Below are 19,331 nucleotides of genomic sequence, written 5' to 3'. Positions count from 1 at the left end.
GAAACCACTCAGCAGCTGACCAGACCCAGGAACTTGTTGAACGGGGCGCCCGGACTGACCGCCTGGAGCACTTCCTGACCCGGCTGCAGGTCGTAACACTGGACCTGTGGCCCAGACCCGCTCACCCACTGGAAGGTCGGCTTCACTCGCTGTGTGCTCTCGCAGTTGTTGGTGATGTAGACCAACATATTGCCGAACACCTCGGGTACGACCGACGTTTCGACGCAGCTCGGCACAGCGCCCGTCGCGGCGGACGCCGTGGCGGGGGACATCGCCGCCAGCGTCATGCCGCTCACGGCGACCGCCGTGGCCACAGCGGCCTTTCGCTTGATCCTCGCCAACACCATTTAATGCCTCCTTATCGGGAGACACCAGCCAACAAAACAGTCCCCTGCCGAGGAAGGCCACATCGAAAACTTCTACCCCCGCGGCGGGCCGGGCTGTCTTACTCCGGTACAGCGCTCCCTCGGAGTGAGCACTGTGCGGGAGTAAGCTTCTGGTATGGCCAGCGACACGAATACGGATACGGATACGGACAGCCTCGCGTTCGACGTCTTCTCCCGCGCGTGCCCCTCGCGCTCGACGCTGGAGCACGTCACCGGGCGCTGGGGCGGTCTGACGCTCGGCGCGCTGTACGAGGAGAGCCTCCGGTTCAACGAGCTGCGCCGCCGGGTCGACGGGGTCAGCGAGAAGATGCTCTCCCAGACCCTGCACGCCCTGGAGCGGGACGGGCTCGTCCTGCGGGAGGCCCAGCCGGTGAACCCGCCCCGGGTGGACTACGAGCTCACCCCGTTCGGCCGTGAGGTCGCCGAGAAGCTCCTCGGGCTCATCCACTGCGTCGAGGGGCGGATGGACGAGGTCCTGGCCGCCCGGGCGCGTTACGACGAGGCGCGCGGCGGCCGCTGACAGCGCGGGCAGTAGTAGCTGGAGCGGTTCATCCAGGCGCGGCGGCGCATCGGGGTGGAGCACCGGTTGCAGGGCTCGCCCTCCCTGCCGTACGCGTCGAGCGACCGGTCGAAGTAGCCGGACTCGCCGTTCACGTTGACGTACAGGCTGTCGAAGCTGGTACCGCCCTGGGCGAGGGCCGCGTTCATGACGTCGCGGGCGTGGCCGAGCAGTTCGGCGGACTTGGGGCGGGTCAGGGTCGCGGTCGGCCGGTCGTAGTGCAGTCTGGACCGCCAGAGCGCCTCGTCGGCGTAGATGTTGCCGACGCCGCTGATCAGCGACTGGTCGAGCAGGGCGCGTTTGACGGTGGTACGGCGCAGCCGCAGCGCGGTGTGGAACGCGGCGTCGTCGAAGAGCGGGTCGAGCGGGTCCCGGGCGATGTGCGCGATGGTGTCGGGCAGTCCGTCGGGGGTGTTGCCGTGCAGCGAGAGTCCGCCGAAGGTGCGCTGGTCGACGAAGCGCAGTTCGGTTCCGAGCGCGTCGTCGAACCGCATCCGGATGCGCAGGTGCTTCTCGTCGGGCGCGTCCGCGGGCTGCACCAGCAGCTGTCCGCTCATGCCGAGGTGGCCGAGCAGCGAGGCGGAGGCCTCCTCGATCGGCACCCAGAGGTACTTGCCGCGCCGCATCGCCGGACCGAAGCGGGCACCTCGGAGCCGGGCGGCGAAGTCGACGCCACCCGCGAGGTGCCGTCGGACCGAGCGCGGGTGCAGGACCTCGACCTCGGTGACGGTGCGCCCGCTGACCCAGCGCTCAAGGCCCCTGCGGACGACTTCGACCTCGGGCAGCTCGGGCACGGTGCACCACTCCAGACACATCGACGGTAGTACGGGGAACGGGGCGGGCGAAAACGCACGGAGGGGCCGACCGCCCCTGGACAGGGAAAACCCCCCGGTGCGGATGGCACCGAGGGGTTCCCGTTCTGCTTCAGGCCGGAGCGGCGTCCGTGTTCGGCGACGGGTCGGCAGGGGTGTCGGCGGCCCCTCCGTCGGCTGCGGACTTCTCCGCGGCCTGCCGTGCCTCTGCGGCGGCGCTGATCTCGCGCCAGGCGGACTCGGCCGCCTGCTGCTCCGCTTCCTTCTTGCTACGGCCGGTGCCGGTGCCGTACGAGACACCACCGACGCGAGCGGCAGCAGTGAAGGTCTTCTCGTGATCCGGGCCGGTCTCCGTGACGAGGTACTCGGGGACTCCGAGGCTCTCGCTCGCGGTGAGCTCCTGGAGGCTGGTCTTCCAGTCCAGGCCGGCACCGAGGTTCGAGGACCTGTCGATCAGCGGGTCGAAGAGCCGGTGGACCAGCTCCGAGGCCGCGCTGAGGCCCTGGTCGAGATAGACCGCGCCGATCACTGCTTCCAGTGTGTCGGCGAGGATGGAAGCCTTGTCCCGGCCCCCCGTGCCCTCTTCACCGCGGCCGAGCCGGATGAAGGAGCCGAGTTCGAGGCCGCGGCCCACTTCCGCCAGCGCACGCGAATTGACCACCGCGGCCCGCAACTTGGCCAGCTGGCCTTCGGGCAGGTCGGGGTGGGTGCGGTACAGCGTGTCCGTGACCACCAGGCCGAGCACCGAATCCCCGAGGAATTCGAGCCGCTCGTTGGTGGGCAGGCCGCCGTTCTCGTACGCGTAGGAACGGTGGGTCAGCGCACGCACCAGAAGGGCGGACTCGAGGTGATACCCGAGCCGCCCTTCCAGAAGCGTGTGGGACGAGGCTGTGTTGACGTTGTCTGCCTGCTTCTTGGCGTTGGACAACTCAGACATCGGGCCTCTCACCAGCCGCTCAGACCTCGAGGACCTGGCGCTTGTTGTAGGTGCCGCAGCTCGGGCACGCAATGTGCTGGAGCTTGGGCTCCTGGCAACGCTCGCACGAAACCAGGGTGGGGACCGCAGCCTTCCACTGCGACCGGCGGTGGCGCGTGTTGCTGCGCGACATCTTCCGCTTCGGAACAGCCACGGCTACTTCTCCTGCTTCTCGTCGACGCCCGGTTCGGCGCCGCCCATGTTGTCCTTCTCGCCGTCCTGAACGGTCTCGGCGAGTCCTTGCAGTGCCGCCCAACGGATGTCGACGGCGTCGTGGTGGTGACCCGGATTCTCGTCCAGCCTGATTCCGCATTCGGAACACAGACCGGCGCAGTCCTCCGAGCACACCGGCTGCATGGGCAGTGCGAGCACTACCGCGTCACGCAGCATGGGTTCGAGGTCGAACAAGCCGTCCTCGAGAAAGAACCTGTCCTCGTCGTCCTCGGCGTCGTCGGCCGGTTCCGCCGCACTGCTGCGGCCCCGGTCATCGGCGTCAGGGTACGAGAACATTTCCTGGAAGTCCGCGTCGACCTCTACGGTCAGCGGCTCCAGACACCTTACGCACTCCCCCTCGGCGGTCGCACGGGCGGTGCCTGTGACAAGCACCCCTTCCATGACCGATTCGAGGCGGAGGTCCAGCTCAACGGGTGCGCCTTCCGGCACGCCGATGACGCCGTCGATGCCCAGGACCGGTGAACCGGGTGCTTCCACCGAGCGGGACAGCCGCTTCATGGCACCGGGACGCCGGCCCAGCTCGTGCGTATCGAACACGAGAGGGTTGCGGTGGTCGAGGTGGCCGTTCAGGGCTCTTCCTGCTTTCAGAATCATGGGTGTCGTACTGCGAAGGAGGGGCCGTCTACGGTCCGGAGTCGAATGGTCCCGATTCGTAGACGAAACGGGCAGCCGGAATCGCGGACCTATGTGCGACCGAGGATTCAGGATACTGGACGGACCGCTCAGCACCCAATCGGGGCAGCAGCCCCGCCGGGGTCAGCGACCCTGTTCGTACCGGCGCAGCTGTTCCAGGTCGATCATGCTGGTGTCGAAGAGGCTGGTCTCGTCCAGCGCGCCACCGCCCTGCTGGCCGGGCGCCTGGCCCTGTTCCTGCCCGTGCTGCTGGTTCTGCTGCTGCCAGCCGTAGTCGGGCTGGCCGGTGGGCTGCGGAGGGTAGCCGTTCGGGTCGTAGCCGCCCTGCTGCTGGTACGCCGCGTACGGGTCGGGCTGCTGCTGGTAGCCGTACGCGTCCTGCATGCCCTGCTGGACCGGCTGCTCCTGGTACCCGTAGGCCGCCTGCGCGTAGCTCGGCTCGCCCGGCGGCTGCGCCGGGTAGGCGGGTTGCTGGGGCGCCTGCTGCGGTTCGGGAGTGGCCAGCTCGGCGAGACCGGCCAGATAGTCGGCGTCGCTGGTGTGGCCCTGGCCGCCCGCGGCGTCCTGGGCGGCGATGTGCGCGCCGAGGTCGTCGGTGGCGACCCGGCCGTGCAGCTTCTGCCGGCCGCGGCCGACCGCCTCCAGCGTCTTGGCGAGGACGGCCTCGAAGGCGCCGAACTTGGCGTCCACGTACGCGTCGGCCCGCTGCTTCAGCGTCTCCGGGTCGGCGCTGCGCTCGGGGGCCTCGGTGAAGTCGGGGTCCTCGTAGCCCTGCTCGTCCAGGCCCTGGCCGCGGCCGAGGAGCTTCTCGCGGCCCCGGTCAACGGAGCCGATGGTCTTGGTGAGGACGACCTCGAAGTTGGCGAGCTTGCTGTCGACGTAGTCGTCGGCCTCGGCCCGGACCTCCTCGGCCTCGCGGCGGGCCTCGGACAGGATCCGGTCGGCCTCGCTCTGCGACTGACGGGCGATCTCGGTCTCGGAGATCAGCGAGGCGCGCTGGGCGTGGGCCGACTCGATGATCCGCTCGGCCTCCTGGCGGGCCTGCTCGGCGAACTGCTCCTGGCCGCCGATCAGCTCCTGGGCCTGGGCGAGGGAGCCGGGCAGGGCCTGGCGCACCTCTTCGAGCATGGCGAGCAGCTCGGCGCGGTTGACCACGCACGAGGCCGACATGGGCATGGATCGGGCGCTCCCGACCGCTTCGACGATCTCGTCGAGCTTCTTCTGCACGTCCACCGTGTGCTCGCCACTCTCTGCTGCTCTGTTGAAGCTGCTGCTCCGTTGGAGACGGACGGGACGACTGTAAGGCCAGTCGGCCGCCGCCCGACACCTGGTGACGGCCCGTCAGTGCCTCAGCGTTCGCCGAGCCGCTTCACGAGCGCCTCGTGGACGGTGGGCGGCAGCAGGTGGGAGACGTCGCCGCCCCAGGTCGCCACCTCCTTGACCAGCGAGGACGACAGGAAGCTGTACGTCGGGTTGGTCGGCACGAAGAGCGTCTCGACGCCGGAGAGGCCGTTGTTCATCTGGGCCATCTGCAGCTCGTAGTCGAAGTCGCTGACGGCCCGCAGGCCCTTCACGATCGCCGGGATCTCCCGCTGCTTGCAGAAGTCGACCAGCAGGCCGTGGAAGGACTCCACCTCGACGTTGCCGAAGTCGGCGGTGACCTCGCGGATCAGCTCGATCCGCTCGTCGACGGTGAACAGCCCCTTCTTGGACTGGTTGATCATCACCGCCACGTGCACCACGTCGTACAGCTTCGAGGCTCGTCCGATGATGTCGAGATGTCCGTTGGTGATGGGGTCGAACGACCCCGGACAGACGGCGCGGCGCACTGTGATTCCCTCGCTCTCCGGTCCGGTCATCGTGCGTCTTCGCACGTAGCGGCGGCGCGACCGTACCAAAGCGTTCCCTCGCCGTAGCGACGGGACCGCAGTGGCTCGAATCCGGCGGGCCAGCCGAATTCTCCGCCCCGGGTGCTGCGTTCCACGGTGACGAGCGCATCCTCGCCGATCCACCCCTGAGCACGGAGTGTGAGCAGGATCTCGCGAAGATCGTCGTCGGTGACGGCGTACGGCGGGTCCAGGAAGACGATGTCGTACGGGTCGGCGGGCGCCGGTCCTGTCACGATCTGTTCGGCTTTGCCGGTACGGACTTCGGCGCCCGGGAGGCCGAGGGTGCGGACGTTGTCGCGGACGGTACGGACGGCCTTCGGGTCGGCCTCCACGAGCAGGGCGTGGACCGCGCCTCGGGAGAGCGCTTCGAGGCCGACGGCGCCGGATCCGGCGTAGAGATCGGCGACCCGGGTCCCCTCCAGAGTGCCGAGGAGCGCCTGCCAGGTGGAGAAGAGGCCCTCGCGCGCACGGTCGGAGGTGGGGCGGGTGCCGGTGCCGGGCGGGACGGCCAGGCGGCGTCCGCCGGCCGAGCCGGCGATCACGCGGGTCATGGGTGTGGGGTCCTCGGGGTCGGGGGCGTGCCGGGGGCCCGCGGTGAGGGCGGGCCGTGCGTCCACGATATGGCGTACGGCCCGCACCAGCAGGACGGGCCCGGGGCTCGCGCACCGGGCAGGACGCCCCCGGGGGCTCACCCCTTGTCGAGATACTCCTCGCGGTCCTTGTCCAGGAGGGCGGCCAGCACCGTGCGCAGCTCCGGCAGGTGCTCCAGCTCCGGGTCGGCGGCGACGATCGCGACGGCCTCCTCGCGAGCGGCGGCGATGACCTCCTCGTCGTCGATGACGGTGAGCATCCGCAGCGAGGAGCGCACCCCGGACTGGGCCTGGCCCAGCACGTCGCCCTCGCGGCGCTGCTCCAGGTCGATCCGGGAGAGCTCGAAGCCGTCGAGGGTGGCGGCGACGGCCGAGAGGCGGGCGCGGGCGGGGCTCGCCTCGTGGGCCTCGCTGACCAGCAGGCAGAGCCCGGCGGCGGAGCCCCGGCCGACGCGGCCGCGCAGCTGGTGGAGCTGGGAGACGCCGAAGCGGTCGGCGTCCATGATCACCATGGCGGTGGCGTTGGGGACGTTGACGCCGACCTCGATGACGGTGGTGGCGACCAGGACGTCGACGTCCCCGGCGGCGAACCGGCGCATGACGTCGTCCTTCTCGTCGGGGTGCATCCGGCCGTGCAGCACCTCGACGGTCAGCCCGGCCAGCGCGCCCTTGCGCAGTTCGTCGGCGATCTCCAGGACGGCGAGCGGCGGGCGCTTCTCCGGGTCCTCCTCGGCGGGCTTCTTCTTCGCCTTGCCCTTCTTCCCCTCGGCCTCCTCCGCGTCGTCGCCGATGCGGGGGCAGACCACGTACGCCTGGTGGCCGTTCCCGACCTCCTCGCGGACGCGTTCCCAGGCGCGGGCGAGGAAGTGGGGCTTGTCCTTGGCGGGGACGACATGGCTGGCGATCGGGGAGCGGCCGGCCGGGAGCTGGTCCAGGACGGAGGTCTCCAGGTCGCCGAAGACCGTCATCGCGACCGTACGGGGAATGGGGGTGGCGGTCATGACGAGGAGGTGGGGCGGCTGCTTCCCCTTGGAGCGGAGGGCGTCGCGCTGTTCCACGCCGAAGCGGTGCTGTTCGTCCACGACGACCAGGCCGAGGTCGTGGAACTGGACCTTGTCCTCGATGAGGGCGTGGGTGCCGATGACGATCCCGGCCTCGCCGGTGACCAGGTCGAGCAGGGCCTGACGGCGGGCGGCCGTGCCCATGGAGCCGGTGAGGAGGACGACCTTGGTGCCCCGGTCCGAGCCGCCCAGCATGCCGCCCTCGGCCAGCTCGCCCATCATCTCGGTGATCGAGCGGTGGTGCTGCTGGGCGAGGACCTCGGTGGGGGCGAGCATCGCGGCCTGGCCGCCCGCGTCGACGACGGCGAGCATGGCGCGCAGGGCCACCATGGTCTTGCCCGATCCCACCTCGCCCTGGAGGAGTCGGTGCATCGGGTGCTCGGTGGCCAGGTCGTCGAAGATCTGCTTGCTGACCTTCTCCTGGCCCTCGGTGAGGGTGAAGGGCAGCTTGGCGTCGAACGCGTCCAGCAGGCCGTCCGCGACGGGGCGGCGGGCGGCGGCGGGCAGCTGGGTGTCGGCGTACCGGCGGCGGGCCAGGGCGACCTGGAGGACGAACGCCTCGTCCCATTTGAGGCGGGCCTTGGCGTCCTCGATGTCCGCCTTGGTCTGCGGGCGGTGCACCTTGAGCAGGGCCTCGGGCAGCGGGGTGAAGCCGCGCCCCTCGCGCAGGGAGGCGGGCAGCGGGTCCACCGCGTCCCGGGCGCTGGGCAGGACGGCGTCCACGGCCTTGGCGATCCGCCAGGAGTCGAGCTGCTTGCACGCGGGGTAGATCGGCAGCAGCCGTCCGGCAAAGGCGTCCACGGCCTCGGTGGCCTCGTCGGCGTCGGAGGCGTCGAGCAGTTGGTACGTGGGGTGGGCGAGCTGCATCTTGCGGTTGAAGACGGAGACCTTGCCCGCGAACATCGCCTGGCGGCCCGGCAGCAGCTCCTTGTGCGGCTTGTGGACGCCGTGGCCGAAGAAGACCAGCTGGAGGCGGCCGCTGCCGTCGGTGAGGGTGACCTCCAGGCGTTTGCCCCGGCCGTTGTTGAACATCAGGATCCGGGCGTCGGCGACCTGGGCGACGACCGTGACGTGCTCGTCCAGCGGGAGGTCGGCCAGCGCGGTCAGCTTGCCGCGCTCCTCGTACCGCCGCGGGTAGTGGTGCAGCAGATCACCGACCGTGTGCAGGTCGAGGTGTTCGGCCATCACCTTCGCGGTGGCTCCGCCGAGCAGCTTCTTCAGAGGTTCATCGAACGAGGACACGCGATCCATTGCACACCACGGCACTGACAGCTGTCCGCCGGGCGCGGCGGCGGGGCCGCTACTCGACGCCGATGAGCAGCGGTGCGCGCTGGTGGCCGCCCCGGTAGACCACCGTGTCCACGGCGAGATGGCCCTCGCGTACGTGCTCCTCCAGCGCGTCCGCGAGCGTGTCCGGGACGTCCTCGCCGAGGACGAGGGTGACCAGTTCGCCGCCCGCCGCCAGCATCCGGTCGAGCACGGTTCGGGCGGTGCCCGGGACGTCGGCGCCGATCACGGCCACGTCCCCGTCGATCAGGCCGAGGATGTCCCCGGCCTGGCAGATGCCCGCCATGGTCCACGACTGGCGCTCGGCGACGGCCAGTTCGGCGTAGCGGGTGGCCCCGGCGGCGGCGGTCATGGCGACCACGTCCTCGTCGAAGCCGCGGTCGGGTTCGTGGACGGCGAGCGCGGCGATGCCCTGGACGGCGGCGCGGGTGGGGATGAGGGCGACCCGGACCCCCTCGGTCCTGGCCTGTTCGGCGGCGGCGGCCGCGGTGTGGCGCAGGGCCGCGTCGTTGGGCAGCAGGACCACCTCGCGGGCGTGGGCGCGGCGGATGGCGTCGACCAGTTCGCCGCTGGCGGGGGGTTCGCCGGGGCGGGCGATCACGGTCGTGGCGCCGGCTTCGGTGCAGAGCCCGGCCAGGCCGTCGCCCGGGACCACGACGACGACGGCGCGCTGGGCGGGTTCGGCCTGGACGCGGACGTCGTGGCCGCTCTCGGTGGCGAAGTGGGTGATCCGGATCCGGTACGGCCGCCCGGCCTCGACGCCCGCTTCGACGGCCGCCCCGGCGTCGTCGACATGGACGTGGACGTGCCAGAGCCCGTCACCGCCGACGACGACCAGGGAGTCGCCGAGCGCGTCGAGCCGGGTGCGCAGCCGGGCCACCTGCTCGTCGCGGGCCTCCAGGAGGTAGATCACCTCGAACGCGGGCCCGGCACCGCCGTCCTCGGGGCAGTCGAGCGGCCCCTCCACCGGAGCGCTCGCGGGAAGGCCCCCCTCCGTGACGCCCTCCACCGGAGTGCCGCCCACCGGCAGCCCCACCACGGACCCCCCGTCCACGGTCACGGGCGCCTTCGCGGCGTTCCCGGAGGCGGTACGCGGTCCCCGTACGGGAGCCTGCCCGGTCACCGTCTCCACCAGCGCGCCCAGCACCGCCACCAGACCCCGGCCCCCGGCGTCGACCACGCCCGCCCGGCCGAGGACGGCGAGCTGCTCGGGGGTGCGCGCGAGGGCGGCGCGCGCACCCTCGTACGCGGCGGTGACGACGGTGCGCAGGTCGGGGTCCTCGCCCCGGGCGGCCTGGGCGGCCTCGGCGGCGACGGTGAGCACGGTGCCCTCGACGGGGTGGGCGACGGCCTGCCGGGCCGCGTCGGCGGCGCTCGTGAGGGCGAGGCGCAGGTGGGCCGCGTCGCCGCCGTCGGCCAGCACCCCGGCCATGCCGCGCAGCAGCTGGGCCAGGATCGTGCCGGAGTTCCCGCGGGCGCCGATCAGGGCGCCGTGCGCCATGGCGCGTACGGCGTCGGCGGTGGCGGGTGCGGTGGTGCCGGTCTCGTGGGCGGCGAAGACCGCTTCGACGGCGGCGGCCGCGGACTCGAGCGTCAGATAGAGGTTGGTGCCGGTGTCCCCGTCGGCGATGGGATAGACGTTGATCGCGTCGATCTCCGCGCGCTCCCGGCCCAGTGCCTCCAGGGCCAGCGAGCACCACGTGCGTACCGCGACGGCGTCCAGGTCGTCGGGGAGCTGCGGCACCGATGGTCCTCCTTGAAGCGGCCGTGGCAACGGGCTGCACCGCAGGTTAGCCCGCTCGCGGGGGTCCCGGCAGGGACAGGGGGCGGGAGGGCGGGCGGCCGAGCCGTGGTAGTTTCGTATCTCCGAAGCAGGCGTTGTATGCTGCTCCGGTTGCCCGATGAGAGTCGGGACATTCCCCCGGTACCGCCACTTCAGTCCAACTGATTCCGGCGTGCCGGAATTCACTGTAAGTGCATCTGAAGTCTTTGGAGTGACCCGTGGCTGCCAACTGCGACGTTTGCGGCAAGGGGCCGAGCTTCGGCAACAGCGTTTCGTTCTCGCACCGCCGTACGTCTCGTCGCTGGAATCCCAACATCCAGCGCGTGCGTGCCGTGGTCGGTCGGACGCCGAAGCGGCTCAACGTCTGCACCTCGTGCATCAAGGCCGGCAAGGTCGCGCGCTGACGTCCCCGTCGTAGCGCAGCCTTCCGGTTGCCCAAAAAGCCGGTCCACCTCGGTGGACCGGCTTTTTGCTGTACTCAGACAGCTGTCCGGGTCAGCCAGCCGTGGTCGACCGGGCCGATGCCGCCGCCGAGCGGGAAGCCGGCCTCGATCGCGCCGGTGACGTACGTCTTCGCGCTCTGGACGGCCGTGGGCACGTCCATCCCGAGCGCGAGCCCGGAGGCGATGGCGGAGGCCAGCGTGCAGCCCGTGCCGTGAGTGTGGCGGTTGTCGTGCCGGGGGGCGCGCAGCCAGTGTTCCGCGCTCCCGTCGGTGAGCAGGTCCACCGCCTCCCCCGGCAGATGGCCGCCCTTGATCACGACCCAGCGCGATCCGAAGCCGAGAATCTGCTCGGCGGCCCGGCGCATGCCGCTCTCATCGGTGACCTGGACACCGGTGAGCTGGGCGACCTCGTCGAGGTTCGGGGTGGCGACGGTGGCGGCGGGGAGCAGCTTGGTGCGTACGGAGTCGAGGGCCTCGGCGGCGAGCAGCGCGTCCCCGTGCTTGGAGACGCCGACCGGGTCGACGACGACGGGGGCGTCGGTTCCGGCGAGAAGTTCGGCGACGGTCTCCACGAGGGCGGCGGAGGCGAGCATGCCGGTCTTCACGGCCTGGACGCCGATGTCGTCGACGACGCTGCGGTACTGGGCGCGCACGGCGTCCACCGGAAGCTCCCACGCGCCCTGGACGCCGAGGGAGTTCTGTGCGGTGACGGCGGTGAGCACGCTCATGCCGTGCACGCCGAGGGCGAGCATCGTCTTCAGGTCGGCCTGGATCCCCGCACCGCCGCCGGAGTCGGATCCGGCGACGGTGAGCACGCGGGGCGGTACAGCGGTACGTATGGGCATACGCAGCAATCTAATGCTCAGCGGGGCGGGTGGGCGTCCTCGATGGAGCCGAAGTGGTCCCAGCCGCCCTTGCTGGTCCAGGGGGCGCCGTCCACGGTGACCTGGGGCAGGGCGGAGGGGTTGAGGACCTCGCCGATCACCTTCCAGCGGGCGGGGAGCTTCACGTCGGGCGGGAAGGTCGCCACGATCGCGTGGTCCTCTCCCCCGGTCAGCACCCACTGGAGCGGGTCGACGCCGACGGCCTGGCCGATGTCGGACATCTGCGAGGGGATGTCGATGAGCCCGGAGCGCAGGTCGATCCGGCACTTGCTGGCCTCCGCGATGTGCCCGAGGTCGGCGACGAGGCCGTCGCTGACGTCGGTCATGGCGGTGGCGCCGAGTCCGGCGGCAGCGGGGCCCGCGTGGTACGGCGGTTCGGGGCGGCGGTGGGCCTCGACGAAGGCGCGGGGCGAGCGGAAGCCGCGGGAGAGCACCGCGTAACCGGCCGCCGACCAGCCGAGCCAGCCGGTGACCGCGACGACGTCGCCGGGGCGGGCACCGCCCCGGGTGACCGGTTCGTGGTTGCGCAGGTCGCCGAGCGCGGTGATGGAGACGGTGATCGTGTCGCCGCCCACCACATCGCCGCCGACCACGGCCGCGCCCGCCACCTGGCATTCGTCGCGCAGGCCGTCCATCAGCTCGGCGGCCCAGGTGACGGGGAGGTCGGCGGGGACGACGAGGCCGAGGAGCAGCGCGGTGGGCACGGCACCCATCGCCGCGATGTCGGCGAGGTTCTGGGCGGCTGCCTTGCGGCCGACGTCGTACGCCGTCGACCAGTCACGGCGGAAGTGCCGCCCTTCCAGCAGGATGTCCGTACTGGCCACGACCCTGCGGTCGGGGGCGGCCACGACCGCGGCGTCGTCGCCGGGCCCCAGCCGTACCGCCGGAGTGGTGGTGAGCCGGGACGTGAGCTCTCTGATGAGCCCGAACTCCCCCAACTCGCCCACGGTTCCCTTCACCGAGTCTCACCTCTCCTTTATCGCCCCGGACACCCGTCCGGGCCCCCGGTCGCGAGCCGTCTGTGCTGTCGGTACCGTCAAGAGATACGTCAACTTCTGTGCCCTGTACGCCACGCTGTGGGCGGCATCCGGCCCGTAGGTCTCCCCGCGGCCCGCGGCAACGCGATAACGTGGCGTCCCTTTCCCCCACATGATCCTCGTGGCCGCCCTGGAGGTTCCGTGGTACAGGCGTACATCCTCATCCAGACCGAGGTGGGCAAGGCGTCGATCGTCGCCGAGACCATCTCCAAGATTCCGGGAGTCATCCAGGCAGAGGACGTCACCGGTCCGTACGACGTGATCGTGCGGGCCCAGGCAGACACGGTCGATGAACTCGGCCGCATGGTGGTCGCCAAGGTGCAGCAGGTGGACGGCATCACACGGACCCTGACCTGCCCGGTCGTCCACCTCTGACCCCCGTCTAGGCTGGGCCGGTGACGTCATCCGCCCGCCGTTCCCCCCGCTCGATATTCCTCGGTCCGTCCGCTGCCGTGCTCGTGCTGGCCGCGGCGGGCTGTTCCCTCAGCGACGCCCAGCCGTCGGTCCCGGTTCCCACACCGTCCGCGGAGGCCGCCGCGTACTGCGAGGCCCTGCACGAGGAACTGCCGGAGACGATCCTCGAACTGGAACGCAGTGACCCCTCCCCCGATTCGGAGCTGACCGCCGGCTGGGGGGACGGGGCGATCGTACTGCGCTGCGGGGTCCCCCGGCCCGCGAAGATGGACGACCCCCAGTCGGAGGGCGTCGAGGCGGACGGGGTGCAGTGGATGCTGGAGCAGCCCGAGGGATCCGGTCCGCGGTTCACCACCACGTACCGCAAGGCGTACGTCGAGGTCACGCTGGATTCGACGTACGCCCACGACATCACGCCGCTGGCCTCGTTCGCCGGTCCGGTCGCGAAGACGGTGCCGAACCGGCTCTGAGTCTCCCCGCCGCTCGCCTCAGCGCAGTCCGGTGGAGCGGGTCAACGCGGCCTGGATCAGCCGGTCGACCAGTTCCGGGTAGCTCACGCCGCTCTCCTGCCACATGCGCGGGTACATGGAGATCGGGGTGAAGCCCGGCAGGGTGTTGATCTCGTTGATGACGAAGGTGCCGTCATCGGTGAGGAAGAAGTCGGCGCGCACCAGGCCCTCGCAGGAGACCGCGTCGAAGGCGGCGACGGCGAGCCGCTGCACCTCGGCGGTCTGCTCCTCGGTGAGCGGCGCCGGCACCAGACCGGTGGCCGAGTCGATGTACTTGGCCTCGAAGTCGTAGAAGTCGTGCGCGGTGACCGGCGGGATCTCGGCGGGCACGCTGGCACGCGGTCCGTCCTCGAACTCCAGCACCCCGCACTCGATCTCCCGGCCGCGCAGCAGCGACTCGACGAGGAACTTCGGGTCGTGGCGGCGGGCCTCCTCGATCGCCTCGTCGAGGCCTTCGAGGCCGTCGACCTTGGTGATGCCCATCGAGGAGCCGCCGCGTGCGGGCTTGATGAACAGCGGCCAGCCGTGCTCGCCGGCGAAGTCCACGATCCGCTTGCGGGCGGCGGCGGGGTCGTTGTCCCACTCGCGGGGCCGGACGACCTCGTAGGGCCCGACGGGCAGCCCGTAGGAGATGAAGACGCGCTTCATGTACTCCTTGTCCTGGCCGACGGCGGAGGCGAGGACACCCGCGCCGACGTAGGGCACTCCGGAGAGTTCGAGAAGGCCCTGGAGGGTGCCGTCCTCGCCGTACGGGCCGTGCAGCACGGGGAAGACGACGTCGACCTCGCCCAGCGCCTTGGGCACCGCGCCGGGCTCGGTGTAGACGACCTCGCGGCTGCCCGGGTCGACGGAGAGCACGACGCTGCCCTCGGCGGACTCGGTGAGCAGGTCCACGTCGGGGACCTTGCGGTCAGTGATGGCCATGCGTTCGGGCTCGTCGGCGGTGAGCGCCCAGCGGCCGTCCGCCGTGATACCGATCGGCAGGACGTCGTACTTCGTCCGGTCGATGGCCTTCATGACTGCGCCGGCCGTGACGACCGAGATGCCGTGTTCGGAGCTGCGGCCGCCGAACACGACAGCCACACGCGGCTTGCGGCGCTGCTGCTCAGGGCTCTCGCGGCGCTCAGGGCTCTGGGGGAGGTTCTCGCTGCTCATATCGCGATGAGCGTACCTGCTGGTAAGAGCGGCGTCAGCGTCGCTCGGCCTTGGCGCTCCGCGACATCAGCTCCTTGACGGCGACGACCGGGGACTTGCCCTCGTGGACGATCGAGACGACGGTCTCGGTGATGGGCATGTCGACCCCGTGCCTGCGGGCCAGGTCGAGGACCGATTCGCAGGACTTGACGCCCTCGGCGGTCTGCTTGGTGACGGCGATCGTCTCCTGGAGCGTCATGCCGCGGCCGAGGTTGGTGCCGAAGGTGTGGTTCCGCGAGAGCGGCGAGGAGCAGGTGGCCACCAGGTCGCCGAGTCCGGCGAGGCCGGAGAACGTCAACGGGTCCGCGCCCATGGCCAGGCCCAGTCGGGTGGTCTCGGCGAGGCCCCGGGTGATGAGGGAGCCCTTGGTGTTGTCGCCGAGTCCCATGCCGTCCGCGATGCCGACGGCGAGGCCGATGACGTTCTTCACGGCGCCGCCGAGCTCGCAGCCGACCACGTCGGTGTTGGTGTACGGGCGGAAGTACGCGGTGTGGCAGGCGGCCTGGAGGCGCTGTGCGACGGACTCGTCGGAGCAGGCGACGACGGCCGCGGCGGGGCGGCGCTCCGCGATCTCCTTGGCCAGGTTGGGGCCCGAGACGACGGCGATGCGGTCGGCGGAGACCTTGGTGACGTCGGCGATCACCTCGCTCATCAGCTCGGCGGTGCCCAGCTCGACGCCCTTCATCAGGGAGACCAGGACGGTGTCCGGCCCCAGATGCGGGGCCCAGTCGGCGAGGTTGGCGCGCAGTGTCTGGGAGGGCACGACGAGGAAGGCGAACTCCGCTTCGCGCAGGGCCTCGGCGGCGTCGGTGGTGGCGCGGATGGTGTCGGGCAGCGCGATGCCCGGGAGGTAGTCCGGGTTGGTGTGCGTGGTGTTGATGGCCTCGGCGACCTCGGCGCGGCGGCCCCAGAGGGTAACGTCGCAGCCCGCGTCGGCGAGGATCACGGCGAAGGCCGTACCCCATGAGCCGGTTCCGAAGACGGCTGCTTTTACGGGGTGCGTCACGTGGGTCCCTTTCCCTGGGCCCTGCGCCGTTGTTCAGCACGGGCTTTGCGGTGATCGTAGAGCTCGGCGGGCGCCTTCTCGCCGCGCAGGTCCTCCAGCTGGCGGGTGACCGCCGCCATGATGACCTCGGTCGCCTCGCGCAGCACCTCGGGCGTCGGCTCCAGGCCGTGGAAGCGGCTGAGGTCGACGGGCGGCCCGGCCTGCACCTGGAGCGTCTTGCGGGGGAAGAGCCGGAACTTGCGCTGCTTGGCGTACGGCGGCATCGCGAGGTTGGCGCCCCACTGGGCGACGGGGATGACGGGCGCCTTGGTCATCAGGGCGACCCGGGCGGCCCCGGTCTTCCCGGCCATCGGCCACATGTCGGGGTCCCGGGTGAGGGTGCCCTCGGGGTAGAAGGCGACGCACTCGCCGCGCTCGATGGCCTCCACGGCGGCCCGGAAGGCGTCCAGGGCGTTGGTGGTCTCGCGGTAGACGGGGATCTGGCCGGTGCCGCGCAGCATCATCCCGACGAACGGGGTACGGAAGAGGCCGGCCTTCGCCAGGAGCCGGGGCACCCGCCCGGTGTTGTACTGGAAGTGGCCGTAGGAGAGCGGGTCCAGATAGGAGTTGTGATTGACGGCGGTAATGAATCCGCCGTCGGCCGGAATGTTCTCCATCCCCCGCCAGTCGCGCTTGAACAGAACCACCAGTGGCGGCTTGGCGATGACCGCCGCCAGGCGGTACCAGAAGCCGATTCTGCGGCGGGACACTTGGATACCTTCCTTAAGGATTTCAACCTGCTGCCTGGCTACTGACGGTCAAGTCTCGCCCCAGACCCCTGCTCTGTCGAGAACACCGTACGCCTCACGTCCGGCGGCGGGCCTCCGGGTTGTCGTACCGGCAGGCGAGAATAAGTCCTGACGCGTACGGAGGGGGAGATCGCCACGAACACCGATCCGGCCGGGCCCTGGTCCCTGGTCGTTCCGCTGAAGCCGCTCGCCCGGGCCAAGAGCCGCCTGGGGCGGGCGGCGGGCGAGGATGCGCGGCCCCTGCTGGCCCTGGCGTTCGCCCAGGACACGGTGGCCGCGGCGCTGGCCTGTTCCCGGGTGCGGGATGTGGTGGTCGTCACGGACGACGCCGTGGCCGCGGCCGCCCTTTCGGCACTCGGGGCGCGGATCGTGCCGGACGCCCCGGGGGCCGGGCTCAACGCGGCGCTGGCACACGGCGCGCGCTCGCTGCGGGCCCTGCGGCCCGCCGCCGCGGTGGCCGCGCTCAACGCGGACCTGCCGGCGCTGCGCACCGGTGAATTGGCGCGGGTGCTCGATTTTGCCTCCGCTTTTCCCAGCGCTTTTCTCCGGGACGCGGCGGGAATCGGGACGACATTTCTGGCCGCTGCGAGCGGTGCGGAATTCCGTCCGGCTTTCGGCGGTCCGTCCGGGTCCCGGCATCTGGCGTCGGGCGCCGTGGAAATAGCGCTGTCCGGCGTCGACTCGGTGCGCCGGGACGTGGACACGGGCGAGGACCTGCGGGTCGCCCTGGCCCTGGGAGTGGGGCCGCACACGGCGCGGCTCGCGGCCGTGCCCGCCTTCGCCCGTGACCGATAGGCTGCCGCCCATGCAGGCGACCTCGTACACGTACGACCCCGAGACCCGTGGCGGCAGTGTGCTGCTGGACGACGGCACCCCGGTGGAGTTCGACGCCGCGGCCTTCGACGCGGGCGGTCTGCTGCTGCTGCGGCCCGGGCAGCGGGTGCGCATCGAGGGCGAGGGCGAGGGTGCGGCCCTGCGGATCACGCTGGTGACGCTGCAGACGTTCTAGAAACGGTCGGACGGGCCCTGCGCCGAACCGGGCCCGGACAGCCCGCGGGCCGGGCTCCCCCGGTAGGGGAGCCCGGCCCGGCGCGTTGTGAAGAGCGGGCGGGTGCCCGGAGCTCACTTCTTGCGTGCGGTGGCCTTCTTGGCCGTGGTCTTGCGCGCCGTGGTCTTCTTCGCGGGCGCCTTCTTCGCCGTGGCCTTCTTGGCGGGCGCGGTCTTCTTGGCGGTGGCCGTGGCCTTCTTGGCCGGGGTGGCCTTCTTCGCGGCCGCGGACGTCTTCTTCGCCGTCGCGGTCGTCTTCTTGGCCGTGGTCTTCTTCGCGGCGGTGGTCTTCGCCGCCGTCGTCTTCTTGGCCGTGGTCTTCTTCGCGGTGGCCTTCTTGGCGGCCGACTTCTTGGCTGCGGCGGCCTTCACCGTCGTACGGGCGGCGGAGGATCCGCCCGAGAGGCTGCCCTTGGGGGCCTTCTTGACGGCCACGTCGTTCTTGGGGAGCTTCTTCGAGCCGCTCACCAGGTCCTTGAAGCCCTGGCCCGCACGGAAGCGGGGCACCGAGGTCTTCTTGACCCGGACGCGCTCACCCGTCTGCGGGTTGCGGGCGTACCGGGCGGGGCGGTCGACCTTCTCGAACGAGCCGAAGCCGGTGACCGAGACACGGTCCCCGGCGACAACGGCACGGACGATCGCGTCGAGTACCGCGTCGACGGCGTCCGCGGCCTGCTGACGGCCGCCGACCTTGTCGGCAATCGCTTCTACGAGCTGCGCCTTGTTCACGTCTTCCCCTTCGGAGACATTGCCAGAACGAAAGTGTTCAAGCTTTTTCGCACGTTAGGCAGATATATACCGCAAATCAAACACGAAACGGGCTAATCACCCTAGTGCCGCAACGAAGTCGACCGATGCGCAGTTCCACGTGTCAGTCACCTTCGGGGAATCGGCCCTCATCGAGGTCCTTCATCAACCGGTCCAGACGCCTTGCCGCGTCCGGGAGATCGTGCTTCGCCGCGGCCGTGACGACCAGCAGCTTCCGGGTCAGCGCCATCCGTACGCCCTCCGGGACTTGCAGTGCACGCACCTTCGCGTGCGCTTCCTTCAGTTGGTCGGCGACTTGGCCATAGAGCTTGAGTTGGCTGTCGCGTTCCATGCACCGATTGTGCCATCTGGGGCGAGTTGTCGCCCGACGGGGTCTCAACAAGCGACTGCGCCCCCTGCCGGGAGGCAGGGGGCGCAGTCCTGGAAAAGCGCTGCTCAGGCGGCAATGGTACGCGGCTTGAAGGCGGGCCTGGACGCCTCGTACGCGGCGATGTCCGCTTCGTTCTGAAGGGTGAGGCTGATGTCGTCGAGGCCGTTGAGCAGCCGCCAGCGGGCGTTCTCGTCCAGCTCGAAGTCGGCGGTGACGCCCTCGGCGCGGACCTGCCGCGCCTCCAGGTCGACGGTCACCTCGGCGGTCGGGTCGGCCTCCGTCAGCTCCCAGAGGGCGTCGACGACCTTCTGCTCCAGAACCACCGTGAGCAGGCCGTTCTTCAGCGAGTTGCCCCGGAAGATGTCGGCGAAGCGAGAGGAGACGACCGCCTTGAAACCGTAGTTCTGCAGAGCCCAGACCGCGTGCTCGCGGGAGGAGCCCGTACCGAAGTCGGGACCGGCGACCAGGACCGAGGCCCCCTGGCGTTCGGGGCGGTTGAGGACGAAGTTCTCGTCCTTGCGCCAGGCTTCGAAGAGGCCGTCCTCGAACCCGTCGCGGGTGACCTTCTTCAGCCAGTGGGCGGGGATGATCTGGTCGGTGTCGACGTTGCTGCGGCGCAGCGGGACGACCCGGCCGGTGTGCGTGGTGAAGGCTTCCATGG

24 protein-coding genes are annotated in these 19,331 nt (G+C 70.7%); 6 read left to right on the top strand and 18 right to left on the bottom strand.

Going from position 1 to position 19,331, the window contains the following annotated elements; translation table 11 throughout:
- Positions 1–8: 8 nt before the first annotated feature.
- Complete coding sequence (locus tag IE140_RS31620; protein WP_150197690.1) at positions 9–347, bottom strand: alpha-amylase inhibitor; 339 nt, start codon at positions 345–347, stop codon at positions 9–11.
- A gap of 154 nt (positions 348–501) precedes the next feature.
- On the opposite strand from IE140_RS31620, the gene IE140_RS31615 reads away from it, so the two are divergent.
- Entirely contained in the window at positions 502–906 is a 405-nt protein-coding gene (locus IE140_RS31615; protein WP_093440987.1) for a winged helix-turn-helix transcriptional regulator, read from the top strand.
- On the opposite strand, the gene mutM is transcribed toward IE140_RS31615, so the two are convergent.
- The 9 genes from mutM to fakA all read right to left on the bottom strand — a co-directional run bounded on the left by mutM (position 879) and on the right by fakA (position 10,171).
- The gene (gene mutM / locus IE140_RS31610; RefSeq protein ID WP_093440989.1) at positions 879–1,739 is read right to left on the bottom strand and encodes a bifunctional DNA-formamidopyrimidine glycosylase/DNA-(apurinic or apyrimidinic site) lyase; all 861 of its coding nucleotides are present in this window, start codon (positions 1,737–1,739) and stop codon (positions 879–881) included. The two genes, IE140_RS31615 and mutM, sit on opposite strands and share 28 nt — an antisense overlap.
- Before the next feature lie 130 nt (positions 1,740–1,869).
- Positions 1,870–2,694, bottom strand: a complete 825-nt coding sequence (rnc, locus tag IE140_RS31605) for a ribonuclease III (RefSeq protein WP_006127880.1) — start codon at positions 2,692–2,694, stop codon at positions 1,870–1,872.
- Positions 2,695–2,713: 19 nt separating this feature from the next.
- Complete coding sequence (gene rpmF, locus IE140_RS31600; protein WP_003965982.1) at positions 2,714–2,887, bottom strand: 50S ribosomal protein L32; 174 nt, start codon at positions 2,885–2,887, stop codon at positions 2,714–2,716.
- A 2-nt stretch (positions 2,888–2,889) separates the two neighbouring features.
- Entirely contained in the window at positions 2,890–3,561 is a 672-nt protein-coding gene (locus IE140_RS31595; protein WP_032770133.1) for a YceD family protein, read from the bottom strand.
- Positions 3,562–3,723: 162 nt separating this feature from the next.
- Positions 3,724–4,833 (bottom strand): F0F1 ATP synthase subunit B, encoded by a 1,110-nt coding sequence (locus IE140_RS31590; RefSeq protein ID WP_093440991.1) that lies wholly within the window; start codon positions 4,831–4,833, stop codon positions 3,724–3,726.
- A gap of 116 nt (positions 4,834–4,949) precedes the next feature.
- Entirely contained in the window at positions 4,950–5,429 is a 480-nt protein-coding gene (gene coaD / locus IE140_RS31585) for a pantetheine-phosphate adenylyltransferase (RefSeq protein ID WP_007448181.1), read from the bottom strand.
- A 26-nt stretch (positions 5,430–5,455) separates the two neighbouring features.
- A complete protein-coding gene (gene rsmD / locus IE140_RS31580) occupies positions 5,456–6,040 on the bottom strand; it encodes a 16S rRNA (guanine(966)-N(2))-methyltransferase RsmD (RefSeq protein WP_107413546.1) in 585 nt (194 codons plus the stop codon).
- Between the two features lie 137 nt (positions 6,041–6,177).
- Positions 6,178–8,391 (bottom strand): ATP-dependent DNA helicase RecG, encoded by a 2,214-nt coding sequence (gene recG / locus IE140_RS31575; RefSeq protein ID WP_189460910.1) that lies wholly within the window; start codon positions 8,389–8,391, stop codon positions 6,178–6,180.
- A gap of 49 nt (positions 8,392–8,440) precedes the next feature.
- Entirely contained in the window at positions 8,441–10,171 is a 1,731-nt protein-coding gene (gene fakA, locus IE140_RS31570) for a DAK2 domain-containing protein (RefSeq protein ID WP_150198512.1), read from the bottom strand.
- A 257-nt stretch (positions 10,172–10,428) separates the two neighbouring features.
- Here fakA and rpmB point away from each other — a divergent pair, with 257 nt between their 5' ends.
- Positions 10,429–10,614 (top strand): 50S ribosomal protein L28, encoded by a 186-nt coding sequence (rpmB, locus tag IE140_RS31565; RefSeq protein ID WP_006127872.1) that lies wholly within the window; start codon positions 10,429–10,431, stop codon positions 10,612–10,614.
- A gap of 74 nt (positions 10,615–10,688) precedes the next feature.
- On the opposite strand, the gene thiD is transcribed toward rpmB, so the two are convergent.
- Both thiD and IE140_RS31555 read right to left on the bottom strand, forming a co-directional pair.
- Entirely contained in the window at positions 10,689–11,498 is an 810-nt protein-coding gene (gene thiD / locus IE140_RS31560; RefSeq protein WP_150196559.1) for a bifunctional hydroxymethylpyrimidine kinase/phosphomethylpyrimidine kinase, read from the bottom strand.
- Positions 11,499–11,515: 17 nt separating this feature from the next.
- Positions 11,516–12,496, bottom strand: coding sequence for a thiamine-phosphate kinase (locus IE140_RS31555; RefSeq protein ID WP_030580400.1), 981 nt, complete (start codon positions 12,494–12,496; stop codon positions 11,516–11,518).
- Between the two features lie 219 nt (positions 12,497–12,715).
- Here IE140_RS31555 and IE140_RS31550 point away from each other — a divergent pair, with 219 nt between their 5' ends.
- Both IE140_RS31550 and IE140_RS31545 read left to right on the top strand, forming a co-directional pair.
- Positions 12,716–12,949, top strand: coding sequence for an Lrp/AsnC family transcriptional regulator (locus IE140_RS31550; RefSeq protein WP_006127869.1), 234 nt, complete (start codon positions 12,716–12,718; stop codon positions 12,947–12,949).
- A gap of 20 nt (positions 12,950–12,969) precedes the next feature.
- Positions 12,970–13,458: a DUF3515 domain-containing protein gene (locus IE140_RS31545; RefSeq protein WP_078567234.1), complete on the top strand. Its 489-nt coding sequence runs from the start codon at positions 12,970–12,972 to the stop codon at positions 13,456–13,458.
- Between the two features lie 18 nt (positions 13,459–13,476).
- On the opposite strand, the gene IE140_RS31540 is transcribed toward IE140_RS31545, so the two are convergent.
- Genes IE140_RS31540 through IE140_RS31530 form a run of 3 tightly spaced genes read right to left on the bottom strand, consistent with a single transcriptional unit; the run spans position 13,477 to position 16,446 of the window.
- Positions 13,477–14,652, bottom strand: coding sequence for a D-alanine--D-alanine ligase family protein (locus IE140_RS31540; RefSeq protein WP_032770143.1), 1,176 nt, complete (start codon positions 14,650–14,652; stop codon positions 13,477–13,479).
- Between the two features lie 34 nt (positions 14,653–14,686).
- Entirely contained in the window at positions 14,687–15,697 is a 1,011-nt protein-coding gene (locus IE140_RS31535) for an NAD(P)H-dependent glycerol-3-phosphate dehydrogenase (RefSeq protein ID WP_093441008.1), read from the bottom strand.
- Positions 15,694–16,446, bottom strand: coding sequence for a lysophospholipid acyltransferase family protein (locus IE140_RS31530; protein ID WP_150196558.1), 753 nt, complete (start codon positions 16,444–16,446; stop codon positions 15,694–15,696). Before IE140_RS31530 ends, IE140_RS31535 begins: the two co-directional genes overlap by 4 nt.
- Positions 16,447–16,593: 147 nt before the next feature.
- On the opposite strand from IE140_RS31530, the gene cofC reads away from it, so the two are divergent.
- Together cofC and IE140_RS31520 are read left to right on the top strand one after the other, a co-directional pair.
- Positions 16,594–17,280: a 2-phospho-L-lactate guanylyltransferase gene (cofC, locus tag IE140_RS31525; RefSeq protein WP_189460936.1), complete on the top strand. Its 687-nt coding sequence runs from the start codon at positions 16,594–16,596 to the stop codon at positions 17,278–17,280.
- A 10-nt stretch (positions 17,281–17,290) separates the two neighbouring features.
- Positions 17,291–17,494, top strand: a complete 204-nt coding sequence (locus IE140_RS31520; protein WP_010062008.1) for a hypothetical protein — start codon at positions 17,291–17,293, stop codon at positions 17,492–17,494.
- A gap of 113 nt (positions 17,495–17,607) precedes the next feature.
- Here the strand turns inward: IE140_RS31520 and IE140_RS31515 are convergent, their stop codons facing one another.
- From IE140_RS31515 to leuD, 3 genes are all read right to left on the bottom strand, one after another.
- Positions 17,608–18,261: an HU family DNA-binding protein gene (locus IE140_RS31515; protein WP_006127862.1), complete on the bottom strand. Its 654-nt coding sequence runs from the start codon at positions 18,259–18,261 to the stop codon at positions 17,608–17,610.
- A gap of 142 nt (positions 18,262–18,403) precedes the next feature.
- Positions 18,404–18,631: an SCO5555 family protein gene (locus IE140_RS31510; protein ID WP_006127861.1), complete on the bottom strand. Its 228-nt coding sequence runs from the start codon at positions 18,629–18,631 to the stop codon at positions 18,404–18,406.
- A 104-nt stretch (positions 18,632–18,735) separates the two neighbouring features.
- On the bottom strand, positions 18,736–19,329 hold the full coding sequence (gene leuD / locus IE140_RS31505) for a 3-isopropylmalate dehydratase small subunit (protein WP_093441011.1): 594 nt from the start codon (positions 19,327–19,329) through the stop codon (positions 18,736–18,738).
- Positions 19,330–19,331: the final 2 nt, after the last annotated feature.

It is taken from the genome of Streptomyces parvus, from assembly GCF_014648875.1.
In the GTDB taxonomy this organism is placed as follows: Bacteria; Actinomycetota; Actinomycetes; order Streptomycetales; family Streptomycetaceae; genus Streptomyces; species Streptomyces parvus.
The sequence above is the reverse complement of the archived record's forward strand: the minus strand, read 5'-3'. Positions and strand labels throughout refer to the sequence as shown.